This window comes from Stenotrophomonas sp. S39, assembly GCF_016624665.1.
Classification (GTDB): Bacteria; Pseudomonadota; Gammaproteobacteria; order Xanthomonadales; family Xanthomonadaceae; genus Stenotrophomonas.
This window is the reverse complement of sequence record NZ_JACVTT010000100.1, coordinates 1-16365: the sequence shown is the minus strand read 5'-3', so window position 1 is coordinate 16365 and position 16365 is coordinate 1. Positions and strand designations below refer to the sequence as shown.

The 16365-nt window shown below is 69.1% G+C and carries 12 protein-coding genes; 3 read left to right on the top strand and 9 right to left on the bottom strand.

Going from position 1 to position 16365, the window contains the following annotated elements:
- Positions 1–456: 456 nt before the first annotated feature.
- Entirely contained in the window at positions 457–1644 is a 1188-nt protein-coding gene (locus IAE41_RS19180; RefSeq protein WP_200734195.1) for a benzoate/H(+) symporter BenE family transporter, read from the top strand.
- Positions 1645–1650: 6 nt separating this feature from the next.
- Here the strand turns inward: IAE41_RS19180 and IAE41_RS19175 are convergent, their stop codons facing one another.
- From IAE41_RS19175 to egtB, 4 genes are all read right to left on the bottom strand, one after another.
- A complete protein-coding gene (locus IAE41_RS19175) occupies positions 1651–2382 on the bottom strand; it encodes a GYF domain-containing protein (protein ID WP_200734194.1) in 732 nt (243 codons plus the stop codon).
- Between the two features lie 274 nt (positions 2383–2656).
- The gene (locus IAE41_RS19170) at positions 2657–4771 is read right to left on the bottom strand and encodes a lytic murein transglycosylase (protein ID WP_234458840.1); all 2115 of its coding nucleotides are present in this window, start codon (positions 4769–4771) and stop codon (positions 2657–2659) included.
- Positions 4772–4900: 129 nt separating this feature from the next.
- On the bottom strand, positions 4901–5887 hold the full coding sequence (gene egtD / locus IAE41_RS19165; protein ID WP_200734192.1) for an L-histidine N(alpha)-methyltransferase: 987 nt from the start codon (positions 5885–5887) through the stop codon (positions 4901–4903).
- A complete protein-coding gene (egtB, locus tag IAE41_RS19160; protein WP_200734191.1) occupies positions 5884–7155 on the bottom strand; it encodes an ergothioneine biosynthesis protein EgtB in 1272 nt (423 codons plus the stop codon). The genes egtD and egtB overlap by 4 nt, the downstream gene beginning before the upstream one ends.
- Positions 7156–7296: 141 nt before the next feature.
- Between egtB and IAE41_RS19155 the strand changes: the two genes are divergently transcribed.
- Positions 7297–8577 carry a GGDEF domain-containing protein gene (locus IAE41_RS19155; RefSeq protein WP_200734190.1) on the top strand — a complete coding sequence of 427 codons (1281 nt, stop codon included), beginning with the start codon at positions 7297–7299 and terminating at the stop codon, positions 8575–8577.
- Between the two features lie 3 nt (positions 8578–8580).
- On the opposite strand, the gene IAE41_RS19150 is transcribed toward IAE41_RS19155, so the two are convergent.
- Positions 8581–8973 (bottom strand): YchJ family protein, encoded by a 393-nt coding sequence (locus tag IAE41_RS19150; protein WP_200734189.1) that lies wholly within the window; start codon positions 8971–8973, stop codon positions 8581–8583.
- Between the two features lie 81 nt (positions 8974–9054).
- On the opposite strand from IAE41_RS19150, the gene IAE41_RS19145 reads away from it, so the two are divergent.
- The gene (locus tag IAE41_RS19145) at positions 9055–9834 is read left to right on the top strand and encodes a TSUP family transporter (RefSeq protein WP_079224385.1); all 780 of its coding nucleotides are present in this window, start codon (positions 9055–9057) and stop codon (positions 9832–9834) included.
- Between the two features lie 54 nt (positions 9835–9888).
- Here the strand turns inward: IAE41_RS19145 and IAE41_RS19140 are convergent, their stop codons facing one another.
- The 4 genes from IAE41_RS19140 to folE form a co-directional block, all read right to left on the bottom strand.
- Positions 9889–13269, bottom strand: a complete 3381-nt coding sequence (locus IAE41_RS19140; protein ID WP_200734188.1) for an ATP-binding protein — start codon at positions 13267–13269, stop codon at positions 9889–9891.
- A gap of 16 nt (positions 13270–13285) precedes the next feature.
- On the bottom strand, positions 13286–13987 hold the full coding sequence (locus IAE41_RS19135; protein WP_200734187.1) for a DUF4194 domain-containing protein: 702 nt from the start codon (positions 13985–13987) through the stop codon (positions 13286–13288).
- Entirely contained in the window at positions 13974–15443 is a 1470-nt protein-coding gene (locus IAE41_RS19130; RefSeq protein WP_079224391.1) for a DUF3375 domain-containing protein, read from the bottom strand. Before IAE41_RS19130 ends, IAE41_RS19135 begins: the two co-directional genes overlap by 14 nt.
- Positions 15444–15555: 112 nt before the next feature.
- Entirely contained in the window at positions 15556–16167 is a 612-nt protein-coding gene (folE, locus tag IAE41_RS19125) for a GTP cyclohydrolase I FolE (RefSeq protein WP_079224393.1), read from the bottom strand.
- Between the last annotated feature and the right edge of the window lie 198 nt (positions 16168–16365).

Here is a 16365-nt window from a genome sequence, read left to right as displayed (position 1 = left end):
GCGCCGTTCCCGTGTGCTGCGAAGTTTCCTTCGTAGCGAGCCGCCCATTATAGCCGGCTTTTCCGCTTCGTCAACACCTTTTTTCAAGGCCGTCTCACCGGAGTGGACGTTGTTGCCGATGCTGCTTCGTCGTTGGACCCGAAGGCCTTTCGTCGTTGCGAGCCGCCTATTATGCCGGACTTTTTGAGTCCGTCAACACCTTCGTTCGATCATCTCGTTCGCCGGTGTGGCGTCGCTGTTGGCGGGTCACTTCCGAGGAAGTTGCCACGCCGCAGCAAGGGAGCGAATTCTAGAGATCCTGCAGGATTCGTCAACACTTTTTTTCAGGAAGATGACAAAGACGTCGCCTGCGCCATGCATAGCGTGCGTGCCGGCATCACTGCGGCGTTGCCCGCGCGTTGCGCGGTCAACGCCGCAAGCGCTATGTATGTACGGATGCACACAGACGAGACAGCGATGGGCACGCAGGTTCGACAGGTGTGGTGGCGCGATCTTTCGGTGCCGGCGATCGTGGCCGGCTTCATTACGGTGTTGGTGGGCTTCGCCAGTTCGGCGGTGATCGTGTTCCAGGCCGCACAGGCCGTCGGCGCCAACCAGGCGCAGATCGCTTCATGGATGTGGGCGCTCGGCCTGGGCATGGGCGTGACCTGTATCGGCCTGTCGCTGCGCTACCGCGTGCCGGTGGTCACCGCGTGGTCGACCCCCGGCGCGGCGATGCTGGTGGTCGGCGCCGGTGGCGCTTCGCTGTCCGAAGCCACCGGCGCGTTCCTGCTCGCCGCGGTGCTGGGCATGATTGCCGGCTTCTCGGGCATCTTCGCCCGCCTGATGCAGCGGGTACCGATGGCGCTGGCCGCCGGCATGCTGGCGGGCGTGCTGCTGCGCTTCGGCCTGGATGTGTTCGTGGCAATGAACACCCAGGTCGTGCTCGCCCTGGCGATGTTCGCCACCTGGCTGGCCGGCCGCCGCCTGTTCCCGCGCTATGCGGTGATCGCCACGCTGCTGGTGGGCATCATCATCGCCGCCAGCCGTGGCCTGCTGCATGCCCAGGACCTGCAGCTGCAGCTGGCCACCCCGCACTGGGTCACACCGTCACTGTCGTGGCAGGCGGTGGCTGGCATCGCCCTGCCCCTGTTCGTGGTCACCATGGCCTCGCAGAACATCCCCGGGGTGGCGGTGATGCGTGCCTCCGGCTACAGCGCGCCCATTTCGCCGGTGATCGGCTGGATCGGCGTGGTCAACACGCTGCTGGCCTCCTTCGGCGCCTACGCCTTGAACCTGGCGGCGATCACCGCGGCGATCTGCATGGGCCGCGACGCCCATGAGGACCCCGCGCGCCGCTACACCGCAGCGATGGCGGCCGGCGCCTTCTATATCATGATCGGCCTGTTCGGGGCGACCGTGGCTGCCCTGTTCGCGGCCTTCCCCAAGGAACTGGTCGCCTGCGTGGCCGGCATCGCCCTGTTCGGCACCATCGGCAACAGCCTGGCCAGTGCCCTGGCCGTGGAGCGCGACCGCGAGGCCGCGCTGGTCACCTTCCTGGTGACGGCCTCCGGGGTATCACTGGCCGGCATCGGCTCGGCGTTCTGGGGCCTGGTGGCCGGCTCGCTGTGCCTGCTGGTACTGCGGCCACGCACATCGGGCTGAGACGGTTCAGGCCGCCATGAGCGCACCCAGTACGCTCATGGCCAGGGCTACACCGAGGGCGGCGAGCGCGGAACCCACGCTGGTGCCGCCCCGCTCGGCCAGAGCGCGCAGCCGCCGTGGTTCATCGTAGCCTCGCAGGCGGCGTACCTCGGCGATGTTCCGCTGGCAGTGGGAGAGGTACCAGCCGTTGCCGCAGACGCCCGCTGTGATGGACAGCCCCACAGAGATGAGCAAGGTGACCAGCTCGGGCAGGCCGGCGAGCTTCTCGAGCACCAACAGCGTGATCATCAAGCCGAACCAGGGCGCCGCAATACCGTACATCCTGCGGTACATGATCCAGATGACCCCAAAGAGGAAGGCCGGCCCGTGCCACGTACCGACGGCATTGGCGCCGCCGAAGTCCAGCCGCCAGCGTTGGCGATATACGGCGAAGCGCGGGCCCACGAACGCGGCATACGGCGCCATCTCACCGTCGAGGTGATCCACTGCGCTCGCTGCGGTCGTTTCCGGACCGCCTGCGGCTGCGGGTGCGCGGTAGGGATCATGGGCGGCCGGATCGACCGGCGCGTCTGCCGCCATGTCGATTTCGGCAAAAGGCCGCCAGCCGGAACCGCCTTCGCGCTGCAGCAGCGTTTCCGGCGTGATGGTCCGCTGTTCCAGCCGTTGCCGAAGTTCGGCCAGCGTGCATGGCCCGTGGTGGCGGTCACCGTCGGTGTAGTGCCAACGCTCTTCTTCCATGAAGCCTCTCCTTGTTCCTGCCGCACCGGGCACCCTCGCACCGCCGTCGTGACGGTGCGAGGGATGCTTGCCGAGTGCTGCAGGCCAGTCCAGGCCAATAGCGTCACTGCTGTCGATCCGGCTTGGAAAAGCCCATGGCCTGGTCCTTTCCCGGGCCGGATGAGGGTGTCCGGGCGGCATCCGGGGACTCAGGCGGGCTGCGTTCCGTGCAGATTGCGACTAGTACCCGGTGCCATGACAGGCCCGCGGTCAAAAGCAGCCGGCCTGGCGCCGGCTACAGAGGCGATGCCGAGATCACCTGCACCAGCACATGGCGGCCACCCGGGGCCACGGTGACCACATCGGGACCGGCGTTGGCCGCCTCCAGGCAGACGTAGTCGCGCCAGCCATCGCCGACATCGGCCATCTTCGCTGCGGCTTCAGCACCGGGGTTCCAGGCCACCAGCGCGCGGCTGCCTTCGGTATGCAGCTCGATGCGGCGCTTCAGCACCGGGTCGCGCAGCACGTAGCGGCCACCGGCCGGGCTGTAGATGCGGTCGCTGCGGCCCGGGTCGCGCGGGTCGCGCAGCGACCACGGCCCCTGCTGGCGGCGGGTCTGCGCGTAGTTCTCGTACTTGTCCTGGTAGGTCACCCCGTCCACGCCGTCCACCTCGACGCGGGTGGCGTCGCCCACGCGGAAATAGTTGTGCAGGGCCTGGGTGAAGGTGGCCGGTGCAGTACCGGTGTTTTCGGTGACCAGCTGCTGGCGCAGTTCGCGGCCCACCCGCACGGTCATCGTCAGGCGCAGGCCGAGATCCTGCAGCGCCGGCGGCGCGAGGGTCAGTTCAATGCTGCCGTCGTCGAGCCGGCGCGCCTGCTGCAGTTCCCACGGCAGGGTGCGGACGAAACCATGCGCCGGCACATCGTTGCCCTGGCCCTGGCGGCCGAAGTACGGCCAGCACACCGGGCTGCCGCCGCGGATCGGGGTCGGCAGCCCGGCACGCTTGGGCGAAAGCCACATCACATCGGGCTGGCCCTTGGGCACGAAGGACAGCAGCTGGCCACCAAACACGCTGATGGCGGCGGTGGCCTCGGGGGTTTCCACCAGCCAGGCATCGAGTCCCTGGAACTGGCCGCTGCTGACACCTTGGATCTGTTGCACGGTGGATCGACTCCGTATGGCCGGCGACTGCGCGGCACTGTAGTTGGCGGGAAGGCTGAAACGGGTGGGCGTGGCGGGCGTGCGCGGCTCGGCCTGCAGCGCGCGCAGGATGCGCTGGCCGGGGCGGCCATCGGCATCGGGCCAGCCCAGGCGACGCTGCTCGACATGGATCGCGCGCCGGCTGGCGTTGCCGATCATGCCATCGGCGCTGCCGATATCGTGGCCGCGGGCCAGCAGCAGGGTCTGCAGCTGGCGGCGCTCGTCGCGGCCCAGGCCGGGATCATCGGTGGGCCAGGCCGTGGCCAGCCCATTGCCGCCACGCAGCCGGTCAGCCAGGGTGGCGATGGCCAGTGCGTAGCTTTCGGCCGCGTTGTAGCTGTAGATCGCATCGTAGTTGCGGAACACCAGCAGCGCCGGGCCCTTGCTGCCGGCAGGCAGCAGCAGGGCTGCGCGGGCATCGGCCGGCAGCCCCGGCGGCGCGAGGGCGCTGCCATCCAGGCCGGTGATGCCCAGTGCGCGCCAGTCCGCCAGCGCACGACGCTGGGTGCGCCCTGCCTGCGCCGTCTTGAAACCCTCGGGAACACGCACTTCCATGCCCCACGGTTCGCCGCTGCGCCAACCGGCACGCTTGAGATAGTTGGCGGTGGAGGCCAGTGCATCGGGAATGCTGCCGACCAGATCACGGCGGCCGTCGCCATCGCCGTCGACGGCGATGCGCGCGTAGGTGCTGGGCATGAACTGGGTGTGGCCGAAGGCGCCGGCCCAGGAACCGGTGAGCCCCTGCGCCTGCAGGTCGCCCTGCTCGATCAGCTTGATGAGCGCCAGCAGTTCGCCACGGAAGAAGGGCTGGCGCCGGCCCGCACAGGACAGCGTGGCCAGCGACTGCAGCAGCGGGCGCTTGCCGAACACGCGGCCGTAGTCACTCTCCACGCCCCATACGGCGACGATGGTGGCCGGATCGACGCCGTACTGCACTGATACGCGCTGCAGCAGGTCGCGGTGCTGCTGCAGCATCGCGCGGCCGTCATCCACCCGCGGGCGATCGACCAGCGCAGCCAGGTAATCCCAGATGGGCGTGGTGAATTCAGGCTGCGCGTCCAGCAGTGGCAGCACGCTGGGGTCCGGCTGCAGGCCGGCAGTGATCGCGGTGAAGCGATCGGCGGCCACGCCCTGCCTGGCGGCCGTGGCCTGCAGCTGCGTCATGCAGCGGGCGAACGCCGGATCCGCGGCGGGCGTCGTTGGCGCCATCGACGGCGCGGCCAGCGCGGCGGCCAGGCCGAGCGTGGTCATCAAGGGCATGGCGTCCTCCGTGTTGCCGGTGCTGGGGCCATGTTAGCGCGGGCGGACGGCCTGGCAGCCGCCCGGCATGGCCAGACGCTACCGATGCGGAGCGGAGGCGCGCAGCAGGCGCAGGCCGTAGGCGGGGTCGGACGCGTTCCAGTGGGCGACGGTTTCCAGGCCGGCCTGCTGCAGCAGGTGGTTGAAGCTGGCCTCGGTGTACTTGTGACTGTACTCGACCCGGATCGGCTCGCCGGCCTGGAAGTGGAAGGTCTGCCCGTCCAGGTGCACGTCCTGTTCGCGCTGGCTGACCAGATCGGTTTCGATGCGCAGGCGCGCGGTGCTGTAGCGGGCCTGGTGGCGGAAGCCATCGAGATCGAAATCGCTGCCCACTTCGCGGTTGAGGCGGGCCAGCAGGTTGAGGGTGAAGGCGGCGGTGATGCCGTCGGCATCGTTGTAGGCGGCCTCGATCAGCGCCGGGTCCTTGTGCAGGTCGATGCCGACCAGCGCCAGGCCGTCATCGCCCATGGTCTGGCGCATCGCACGCAGCAGAGCGATCGCTTCGTCGCCCGCGAAGTTGCCCAGGGTGGAGCCGGGGAAGAACAGCAGGCGCCGCGCCGCCGGGCGTTCCGGCGTGGGGACCTGCACCGGGCGGGTGAAATCGGCGCAGACCGGCAGCATCTCCACCTGCGGCAGGGCCGGGGCCAGGTGATCGATGCTGGAGAGCAGCGCGGCGCGCGAAATCTCGATGGGGGTGTAGGCCACCGGGTCCTGCAGGGCGGCCAGCAGGCGCGCGGTCTTGCGCCCACTGCCGCTGCCCAGTTCGACCACGTGGGCATGCGCGCCGACGGCGCGGGCGATCTCCGGCAGCACCCGGTCAAGCAGCGCCAGTTCGGTGCGCGTGGGGTAGTACTCGGGGGTGTGGGTGATCTGCTCGAACAGGCGCGAGCCGCGTGCATCGTAGAAATACTTGGACGGCAGCTGGCGCGCGGCGCGCGAAAGGCCGGCCACGGCGTCGGCCAGGATCTGCTGGCGGCCGGGGGTGAGGTCGGTCAGCGCCTGCAGCGCGTCCTGCACGGTACTCATGGAAGATCCCTCGCCAGGCGCACGCCGGAGAACTGCCAGCGGGCCGGTGGATTGAAGAAGTTGCGGTAACTGCTGCGTACGTGGCCGCGCGGGGTGGCGCAGCTGCCGCCGCGCAACACCCACTGGCCACACATGAACTTGCCGTTGTATTCGCCCAGGTTGCCGCCGAACGGCTGGAAACCGGGATAGGCGCCATAGGCGCTGGAGGTCCATTCCCAGACATCGCCGAACAGCTGGCGCAGGCCGCTGCCCTGCCCTGCATGCGGATGCAGCTGGTCGTCGTCGGCGAAGTGGCCGCTGGGCGGCTGCGTGGCGGCGGCGGCTTCCCATTCGAACTCGGTCGGCAGCCGCGCTTCGTGCCAGCGCGCACAGGCATCGGCTTCGTAATAGCTGAGGTGGCAGACCGGCGCATGCGGATCGAGATCGCGCCAGCCACCCAGCGTGTACTCGCGCTGCAGGTCGTCGTGCCAGTACAGCGGGTGCTGCCAGCCTTCGGCTTCGCACAGCGCCCAGCCTTCGCTGAGCCACCAGCGCGGGTCGCGGTAGCCGCCGGCATCGACGAAGGCGCGGTACTCGCCGTTGCTGAGCGGGCGCTCGGCGAGGGCGTGTGCGGGAACAAGTACGCGGTGCGGCGGCGATTCGTTGTCGTAGGCGAAGGGCGCGTGCTGCGGCCAGCGCGCTGCGCCGACGCTGACGATGCTTTCTTCCCGTGCAACCCAGCCCTGTGCGCTGGTCGCGCTGGCGGCCGCCGCGAGGTCTTCGCGATAGGGCGGCTGCAGCGGGTTGCACCACAGCGCGTGCTTGATGTCGGTCAGCAGCAGTTCCTGGTGCTGCTGTTCGTGCTGCAGGCCCAGCTGCAGGTGCTGCAGCGCTTCTTCGCCGAGGTCGCCGTCGGCCAGGCGCGCCAGCACCTGCTCGTCCACGTGCCGGCGATAGTCGCGCACCTGCTGCAGCGAGGGCCGCGACAGCAGGCCACGGCGTGGCCGTGCGTGGGCGGGGCCCAGGCTCTTGTAGTAACTGTTGAACAGGAAATCCCAAGCGGGATCCCATGGCTGGTGGCCGCGTACGCTGGCCAGCACGAAGCGTTCGAAGAACCAGGTGGTGTGGGCCAGGTGCCATTTGGCCGGGCTGGCATCGTCCATGCTCTGCAGCATCGCGTCTTCGGCGCTGAGCGGTGCAGCCAGTTGCTGGCTGCGTCCGCGCACATGGGCGAAGTGGCTGGCGAGTTCACGCTGCGGGGCAGCGACGGCGAGGGTTGCGCTGTCCATGGCCCAGCTTCGGCTGCGGCGGGTGAGCGCGATGTCATTGCACGGCGCCGGCGCATTCACATCGTGCCCATTCAAGAACCCCGCAGCGACGCCGCTAACGCCAGTGCTGCGGCCGTGTAGTGACCGCGCTGGAATGACCGCTTGTCCCATCATCCGCTCCGCCAGCCTGCGCATTACCTGTTCGTGCTGCCTGCCCTGCTGGTCGCGCTGGTGCTGTGGACCACGCTGGGTAACGAAGATGTCGGCCGGACCGGCCAGCGCGTGCTGCCGTGGTTGCTGGCCTGCCTGGGGTCGGGGCTGGCGCTGATGTACAACCAGGTGCGCACGCTGTGCCTGCTGTTGCTGGTGGCGGCCGTGTTCACGGTACTGCACCCCGACCTGGCCCATTACCTGCGCCAGGGCTACATCAGCCCGCTGACGCCGCTGCGCTTCCATGCCGTGTCCAGCTGGTTGCCGCTGCTGTTCGCCGCCCACGCGCTGTGGCCCGAGCGCGGCCGGCGCCGCCAGGACCTGCTGCTGCGCGGGATCGGCAGCGGCGCCCTGCTGGCCATCTTCATCCTGCTGGCCGTGCAGCAGCCACAGGGCATGCATGACCTGCTGTCGAACCGGCATTTCGCCTGGATACCCAGTGACTGGAATGCGCTGGCGCAGCTGCCGGCCCTGCTGTTCCTGCTGGCCACCGCCGCGCTGGGCTGGCAGGCCTGGCAGCGCCCGCGCCCGCTGCACACGGCCATGCTGCTGGCGCTGCTGTGCCTGTGGTGGATGCTGCCGCGCATCTTCCTGCAGCCGGCGCTGCTGCCGGCGCTGAGCGTGGCAGCGCTGCTGCTGATGCTGGGCGCGACCCTGCAGGAGTCCTTCCACATGGCGTTCCGCGATGAATTGACCGGGCTGCCCGGGCGGCGCGCCTTCAACGAGACCCTGCAGCGTGCCGCCGGCACCTACAGCATCGCCATGGTGGACGTGGACCACTTCAAGAAGTTCAACGACACCCACGGCCACGACACCGGCGATGACGTGCTGAAGCTGGTGGCGTCGCGCCTGGCGCGGGTGGGCAATGGCGGCCGCGCGTTCCGCTACGGCGGCGAGGAGTTCGCGGTGGTGTTCCTGGACCGGCCGGCGCCGGCCTGCGTGGATGCGGTGGAGGCGCTGCGGCAGAACATCGAGGACAGCCGCATGCAGCTGCGCGACCGCAGCACGCGCAGCCGGGACGATGCGGCCGGGCAGCAGCAGCGCGGGCGTGGCGGCACGGGCCAGGTGGTGCAGGTGACGGTGAGCATCGGCCTGGCCGACAGCCGCGTGGATGCGCGGCCGTCCGGGGTGGTCAAGGCAGCCGACCAGGCGCTGTATGCGGCCAAGGAAGAAGGCCGCAACCGGGTCTGCGCGCATGGCGGCCAGCGCGTGCTGGCCGTGCGCGGCGGCTGAGGCTCAAACCGCGTCGAGGTAGTACCAGCGGCCGTCGATGCGCAGGAAGCGGCTGTGCTCGTTCATCCGCACGGCGCTGCCACCGCCGATGCGGTAACGGGCGGTGAAGCGGACCTCGGCGCTGTCCGGGCCGGTGATGCTGTGTTCGTTCACGGTCAGGCCCAGCCACTGGGTGCGCTGGCCCGGCGCCTCGTCCAGCGAGAGTTCGGCCGGGCGCGTCTCCGGGTGCCAGGTCTGGCGCAGGTAATCAGACAACTGCCGCACGTAGGCGCTGTAGCGCGAGCGCATCAGGCGTTCGGCATCCGGCGCGGCTTCGCCGGCGTGGTAGCGGCCGCAGCAGGCGGCGTAGTCGGCGGGCAGGCCGCAGGGACAGGGATCGGCAGGGGTGCGGGTCATGCCGCCATTGTCGCGCGGGACGCCCCCGGCATCCATCGGTGATAGGCGTATGCTGTCGCGCCCCCACTTTGGTTGATTGCCGTGCTGGAACTGGTTCCCCCCGAGTTGTGGTGGTTGGTGGTGATCGCCTTCATCGCTGGCCTGGTCGATGCGGCGGTGGGCGGCGGCGGGCTGGTGCAGTTGCCGGGCCTGTTCACGGTGTTGCCGCAGCAGACGCCGGCGATGCTGTTCGGCACCAACAAGTTCAGTTCGATGTTCGGCACCGGCGCGGCTGCCTGGCGCTATGCGCGCAACGTGCGCTTCCCGTGGAAACCGGTGCTGTTCGCCGCCGGTACGGCCTTCATCTTCTCCTTCGCCGGTGCCACGGCGGTCAGCCTGCTGCCCAAGGACGCGGTGCGGCCACTGGTGCTGGTGCTGCTGGTGGCGATGCTGGGCTACACGCTGTGGAAGAAGGATTTCGGCGCGCTGCACCGGCCGCAGGAGATCGGCCGCCGCGAGCTGGTGATCGCCCTGGCCATCGGTGCGGCCATCGGCTTCTATGACGGCTTCTTCGGGCCGGGCACCGGCAGTTTCCTGATCTTCCTGTTCGTGCGCTTCTTCGGCCTGGATTTCCTGCGCGCCTCGGCGGCGTCGAAGGTGGTGAACCTGGCGACGAACGTGGCAGCGATCTCGTTCTTCATCCCGACCGGCAACATCCTGTGGCTGTTCGCACTGCCGATGGCGGCGGCCAACATCATCGGCTCGGTGGTGGGCACGCGGCTGGCGCTGAAGGGCGGCACGCCGTTCATCCGCAAGCTGTTCGTGGGGCTGGTGGTGGTGCTGATCGCGCGGATGGCGTGGGATACGTTCCGCGGGGCGTGAGGGCGAAGTGCCGCCGGGCATGGCCCGGCGCTACTAGGGGGCCTGCCGAGGCGCTCAGGCCTCGGCTTCTTCCGGTTCGCTGGCCTGCTGGCGGCTGCGCTCGGGCAGCTTCAGGCGCTTGCCTTCTTCGTCGTACTCGATGAGCAGGACGCCCGAATCATGGCGGCCGCTGATCTCGACGAAACAGGCGCCACCGATGAACGGCTCCAGCGTCATCACCGACTTCAGCGGGGTGGCCACCACCATCTGGAAGCCGAAGTTGTCGAAGATGTTCATCGCCAGCGCGGTGAACTCGTTGTCGGCCTTGTCGAAGGCTTCGTCGAGCACGACCGCGGCGTAGCTGGGCAGCTGGCTGTCGGCACCGCCGAGCTGGTAGCGCAGCGCCGCCGCCAGGCAGGTGGTGGCCAGCTTCTGCCGCTGGCCACCGGACTTGCCGGCGCCACTGCGGTAGATCTCGACCTGCTGGCGCGTTTCCGCATCCAGCTCCACGCCGATGAACTCCACGTGCATGCGCACGTCCAGCACCAGCTCGCGCCAGCGCTTGTCCTCGCCTTCCTGCGAGCCGAGGCGGTTGACCAGCTGGCGCAGCACGGTGAATTGCGATTCGGCCAGCTCGCGCTGCTCGGTCTGCTGCTGCGACAGCACTTCGCGCAGCTGCAGGTGGAACTCGCCCACTTCCGGCAGGCGACGGTCGCTCAGCTCGATGGTCAGCAGGGTGCCGCGGTTGAACGGCACCTGTTCCAGGCTGGCGTTGACCTCGTCCAGGCGCTGGCCGATCGACTTGCGGGCCTCGGCGCTGTGGCGCTGCAGGGCCAGCAGGTTGTTCTTGCTCTGGTTCTGCAGCAGGTCGAAGAAGCGCTCTTCGTGCTGCGGCAGGCCGTCGCGTTCCAGGCGTTCGAGGCGGGCGAGGAAATCCTCGGCCGAGGCCACCGACACGGTGAAGTCGCCCGATTCCTCCGGCCACTGCTGGACGAAGCGGCGGAAGCAGCCCAGCAGCAGGTTCTCGACGCGGTTGACGTCCTGCTGCGAGGACGACAGCTGTTCGTTCAGCGCGTTGCTGACCTGGCGCATGTGCGCTTCCAGCGTTTCCAGGCTGAGCGGGCCCTGCTCCTGCAGGCGTTCGGCCAGGCCGGCTTCCTGGTCTTCGGCCAGCGCCGGCAGCACCAGGGCGCGGCTCTGCTGGCGGGCGCGGTCCAGGCGGTCGCGTTCGCGCACCAGCTGGCCGCGCTCGACGCGGGTGTCCTCATAGGTGCGGCGGGCCTGTTCGATATCGGCGCGCACCGCGTCGATCTGCTTGGCCAGGCGGGCCAGGTCGGCGTTGCCTTCGCGCAGGTCGCGCAGGGTGGCTTCGATATCGGCCAGGCGCTGCTGCGGTGCGGCCGCGTCGATCTCGTTCCACTGGATGCCGATCAGCTCATGGCAGGCCAGGCGGCGTTCGTTGTCGCGGTCACGCTGGCCACGCAGGCTGGCGATATCGGTATCGCAGCTGGCGATGCGCTTGGCCAGTTCCTGCGCCTCGCGCTCGAACACCACCAGCTTGTCGCGGTTGTTGAAGCCGAGGATCCAGCGGCGGCGGTCGTTCACCGCGCTGCGGTCATCCTTCTCGAAGCGGTCGCCCGGATGCTTGACCTGGCCTTCGCGGGTGATGCCGCGGTCGACGTTGCGCAGCTGCTTGGCATCGACGCACTCATAGTCGAAGCGCTTGCCCAGCTCGCGGCGCAGCCAGCCTTCGAAGGCATGGTCGCGCAGTTCCAGCTTGTGCAGCAGCGAACGCGCGGACGGCTCGCGGGCGAACGCATCATCATTGCGGCGCACGCGGTAGTAGGTGAAACGCATGCCGAGGTGGGTGCGGTTCACCCAGTCGGCCACTTCGTTGTAGTGCTTGTCGTCCACCAGCAGCGACTGCGCGAAGCCGCCCAGCACGCGCTCGATCGCGCCCTGCCAGTTCTGCTCCTCGCTGCGCACCTGGATCAGCTCGCCGACGAAGGGCAGTGCGGCTTCGGAAATGCCGGTTTCTTCGGCCAGGCGCGCGCGCAGCTTCTGCATCGGCGCGGGGATGCTGGACGGCGTGCGCTGCATCGCTTCCAGTTCGCCACGCACTTCGCCGAAGCGGCGCTCGTCATCGCGCTTGCCGCCCAGGCGTTCGCTGATCGCATCGTCCAGCGCCGCCGAAGCGCGCTGGCGGTCCTGCAGTTCGTTCTGCGCGCGCTCGACCAGCTCGGCGAACGCGTGTGCGTCTTCGGGCAGTTCAGCCTGCAGGTGGCGCGCGGCGTCGCGGGCCTGCGCCTGCTTGGCCAGGCGGCGATCGCGCTCGGCTTCGGCGCGGCCCTGCTCGCGTTCCAGTTCCTCGATGCGCTCGCCACCCTGCTGGCGGCGCTGCAGTTCCAGCTCGGCCAGGCGTTCGGTGTGGTTGTCCAGCGCCGCACGGCGCTGGGCTTCTTCGCCCAGCAGGCCACGGTCGCGCACGTCCATCTCGCGCAGGCGCGCTTCGATCAGCAGCTGGCGGCGGCTCTCGCGGAAGCTGTCGATGCCCAGCTTGAGGGTCTCGTCATCGCCGCGCTGGCGATGCATGTGCTTCAGTTCGGTGTAGTGCGCGCGCGCCGGCAGCAGGGTTTCGACCTGGCGGCGGGCGGTGACCACCGCCTGGTGCGCGCCGTCGAGTTCGGCGAAATCGCTGACCAGGCGCTCGGCGGCATCGAAGGTGCGCGGCGTGTCCAGCATGAAATCGCGCAGGAAGACGTTGAGGTCGCCCAGGTTCTTTGCCGACTGCGTCTTGTGCAGCAGGCGCAGCGCCATTTCGTTGTCGATGCCCAGCAAGTGGCGGAAGCGCTCGGCGTAGCCGGAGAAGGTGTCGAAGTGATGGATGTCGGCCAGCTTCTGCTTCAGCTTGCGCAGGTCCAGGTCGAAGCCGCCCAGGTCCTTGGCGATGTCGAAGGGACGCTCGGCGATCATGTAGTGCTTGCGCACGTCACCGGCCGAGGTGCCGTTGCCGGAGATCCACAGCAGGCGCACCAGGCACACCACGCGGCCATCGCCGGCGCGGTATTCCAGCACCAGCGCGGTCCAGGTGGCGCCCTTGCGCAGGTACTGGGTGGCGATTTCGCCGGTACCGCTGTCCTGCTGGTCGGCCCAGGCACCGCGCACGTAGGACACCAGGTTGCGGTCGCGGCCACTGCGCTCGGCTTCGCGCGCGGCGGCGTTGAAGTCGACGATGGCCGGCGGGGTCAGCAGCGCGGACATGGCATCGAGCAGGGTGGACTTGCCCGAGCCGGAACGGCCGACGAACAGGAAGCCGCGCTCGGCGATCGGCACTTCGGTCAGGCCGTTGAAGGTGCCCCAGTTGTGCACCTGCAGGCGGCGCATGCGGAACTGCTGCAGGCGCGGGTCCGGCAGGCCGTCGTTGAACAGGGCGGGAGTGTGCTTGGAAATGGCCATGCGGTGCTCGGGTCTCTCAGGCTTCTGCAGGCGGGGTTTCGCGCAGCTGGCGGTACACCGCCGAGAGCTGGGACACGTCTTCGGCCGAGAACATCAGCTTCAGCGCCGGCGAGACTTCGTGGCGGTCTTCCTGGCCGCCGAGGCGGGTCAGGATGTGGTTGTCCTTCATCTTCTGCACGGCCGAGGCCACGCGGCGGTTGAAGCCGGCGCGGTCGGTGGACAGGTTCTTCTCGTAGATGGCCAGGGCTTCGGCCATCTCGGCATCGGCGACGACGGCGCGGTTGCCGCGCGCATCGGCCTCGGCCAGCTGCTGGCGCAGGAACAGCAGCAGCACCGAATCGATGAAGGTCAGCGGCGAGGTACGCAGCAGCACCGGGGCATCGACATCTTCGGTGTCGGCCTGGCGGGTGAACGCCACGCCGCTGTCACGGTCCAGCACCAGTTCCAGGAACAGGTCGGCCAGCGACGAGCGGATGGCGGCCTCGCTGCGGATCAGCGCGGGCCACAGCTTGGCGTGGCGCAGCTGGTCGATGCTGGGGCCGATCAGCAGCTGGCACAGCGCGCGGCGCGCATCCAGCGGCAGGCGGCCGGTATCGCCCATGTAATAGACGTCGTTGCCGCGGCGCGGCGCTGCAGCCACGGGTGCCGGTTCGGCCTCGTAGGCGTCTTCGACCAGGTCGGGCGCCGCTGCTTCGATGGGATCTTCATGCCAGCTCATGGCGTCTCTCCTGGGTGAACCAAACCAGCGGAATACGTGCGCGGCGCACCTGGCCGTCGCCTCCGCGCCATTGCGCAAGTTCCTGCTCGCCAGCGACCACGTTGCCGAAACGCGTGCCCAGCGACAGGTAGCCGATGACGCTGCCCAGGCCCTGCGGTGCTTCGCGCTGGGCCAGGGCCTCGGCGATGCTCAGGCGCGGCTGTGCGTCCAGCAGGTCGTGCAGGTCGCGGCGCAGGGTCCGGAAGTCGATTTCCGACGACGCGACCAGGTCGCCCACGCTTTCCAGGCTGATGGCGGCCGCATCGTTGTATTCGACGTTGCCATCGACCTGGGCGCTGCGCGGGTCGTGCAGCTTCCACTGCGACCACGAGCGCAGGCGGCTGGTGGTCAGCTGCAGGTCGCGGCCGATGCTGCGCTGGGCGGGAAAATCATCGCGCAGGGCCAGGGCTTCGGACTGCGCCTGCTTCAGCAGCTGGTTGAGGCGGCGCTGTTCCAGATAGCCACGGCTCTGCACGAAGCCACGCAGGCTGCGCGCGAAGTTCTGCAGCACGTCGTGCACCTGGCCGCCGCGTTCCAGCATGGTGCTGGTGAAGCCGCGCAGGAAGTTGCGTTCGTTGCGGTCCAGGCGACGGGCGAAGCCGCGCGCGAGCACGGCCTCCAGCGCGGCGTCGAGCTGGGCGCTCTGCTCGGCATCATTGAGCAGGCGCCAGAACGCCTGGAAGCTGCGGCCGGCATCGCTTTCGCCGATGACATCGACACCTTCGAACAGCTGCGACAGCACGTCGCCGCGCTCGCCTTCGTCGTCGATGATGCGTTCGCGGAAATCACGGTTGAGCTGCTCGAAGTCATCGCGCACGCGGCGGAAGTCCTCGGTCAGTTCGTCGGCCAGGCCGATGATCTGGCGGGTGCGTTCCAGCGCGCGCTTGCCGTCCAGGGCCACCACGCGGCCGGCGCCGACGCGGGCGATCTCGGCATCGATGCGGTCGCGCTCGTCGTGCAGCGCGGACAGGCGCGCATCGGGATCGGCTTCGGTCTGCGCGGCCAGGGCCGAGAGCTGCTCGATGACCAGTGCCAGGCGGCTTTCGGTGGCGGCCACGCGGGCCTGCTCCAGGCTGTCGGCGAAGCGGATCGCCTGCAGCGCCGGGGTCGACAGTTCGTACTGCTCCTGGTCGGCGCCTTCGGGCAGGCGGCGTTCCAGCCAGCCCTGGGCCAGCCAGTGGGCGATGTAGGCCTGGGCGGTACGCGGCAGCTCGCGCGACAGTTCGTCGCCGGCCAGCTGGTCCAGCGCGCGTTGCAGGCGCTCGTTCAGCACCGAAGACGGCAACGTGCGCTCGCCGTCCATCAGCAGGCCCTGCAGCAGGCCGATGATTTCCGGGGCGTGGTCGGCGGCAAGCAGCTTCCACTGGGGCTGTTCGCGCAGATGGCGGTAACGGGCAATGCGTTCGCGGTGCTTCATGCAGCGAAAGGATTCATGGACGCTGGCGGCTGCGGGCAGCCATGCACGGCCGCCGCGGGGGCAGCCGTGGACGTGCCGGCCACGCGGGGCCGGCGCGGTGCGGGCAGGCGGCTCAGCGCCTGCCGCCCACTTCGATGAAGCGCAGGAACTCGGCGCGGGTACGCGCGTCGTCGCGGAAACTGCCCAGCATCTTGGAGGTGACCATGCTGACGCCGCGCTTGTGGATGCCGCGGGTGGTCATGCATTCGTGGGCGCCTTCGACGACCACGCCGACGCCGATCGGCTGCAGCACATCCTGGATGCACTGGGCGATCTGCGCGGTCATCTTTTCCTGCACCTGGAAGCGGCGGGCGTAGGCCTCGACCACGCGGGCCAGCTTGCTGATGCCCACGACCTTGCCGGCCGGCAGGTAGCCGACATGCACGCGGCCGATGATCGGCGCCATGTGGTGCTCGCAGTGGCTTTCGTACTCGATGTCGCGCAGGACGATCAGCTCGTCGTAGCCGGCCACTTCCTCGAAGGTCCGCTCCATGTAGGCGCGCGGGTCGTCGCGGTAACCGCTGAACCAGTCGCCATAGGCTTCGGCGACGCGGCGGGGGGTATCCAGCAGGCCTTCACGGGACGGGTCCTCGCCGGCCCAGCGCAGCAGGGTGCGCACGGCATCCTCGGCCTGGTCCTGGGTCACATCGCCCTGCGGGGCGGCCTTTTCGTTGTTCTTGCTCATTGCGTACAGCGTCCCGAACGGGGGGCGAGCATCGTACCCGACCGGGGGGTGGGTCGTCCTGTGGGGACGGTTCATCGGGGGGTCTTTTGGGCGCCTTGTCTGGTACTGGGCTGGAGGGGGAGAGGGGGCTGCGCAGGACACGCCGTAAACCCATCCCTGAAGTGACCCCCGGGAGTTGGACACCTGATCCGACCCCGA

Coding starts and splice junctions, on each gene's coding strand:
- IAE41_RS19180 (WP_200734195.1), top strand. CDS start 457: ATGGGCACGCAGGTTCGACAGGTGTGGTGGCGCGATCTTTCGGTGCCG.
- IAE41_RS19175 (WP_200734194.1), bottom strand. CDS start 2,382: ATGGAAGAAGAGCGTTGGCACTACACCGACGGTGACCGCCACCACGGG.
- IAE41_RS19170 (WP_234458840.1), bottom strand. CDS start 4,771: ATGGCGCCAACGACGCCCGCCGCGGATCCGGCGTTCGCCCGCTGCATG.
- egtD (WP_200734192.1), bottom strand. CDS start 5,887: ATGAGTACCGTGCAGGACGCGCTGCAGGCGCTGACCGACCTCACCCCC.
- egtB (WP_200734191.1), bottom strand. CDS start 7,155: ATGGACAGCGCAACCCTCGCCGTCGCTGCCCCGCAGCGTGAACTCGCC.
- IAE41_RS19150 (WP_200734189.1), bottom strand. CDS start 8,973: ATGACCCGCACCCCTGCCGATCCCTGTCCCTGCGGCCTGCCCGCCGAC.
- IAE41_RS19140 (WP_200734188.1), bottom strand. CDS start 13,269: ATGGCCATTTCCAAGCACACTCCCGCCCTGTTCAACGACGGCCTGCCG.
- IAE41_RS19135 (WP_200734187.1), bottom strand. CDS start 13,987: ATGAGCTGGCATGAAGATCCCATCGAAGCAGCGGCGCCCGACCTGGTC.
- IAE41_RS19130 (WP_079224391.1), bottom strand. CDS start 15,443: ATGAAGCACCGCGAACGCATTGCCCGTTACCGCCATCTGCGCGAACAG.
- folE (WP_079224393.1), bottom strand. CDS start 16,167: ATGAGCAAGAACAACGAAAAGGCCGCCCCGCAGGGCGATGTGACCCAG.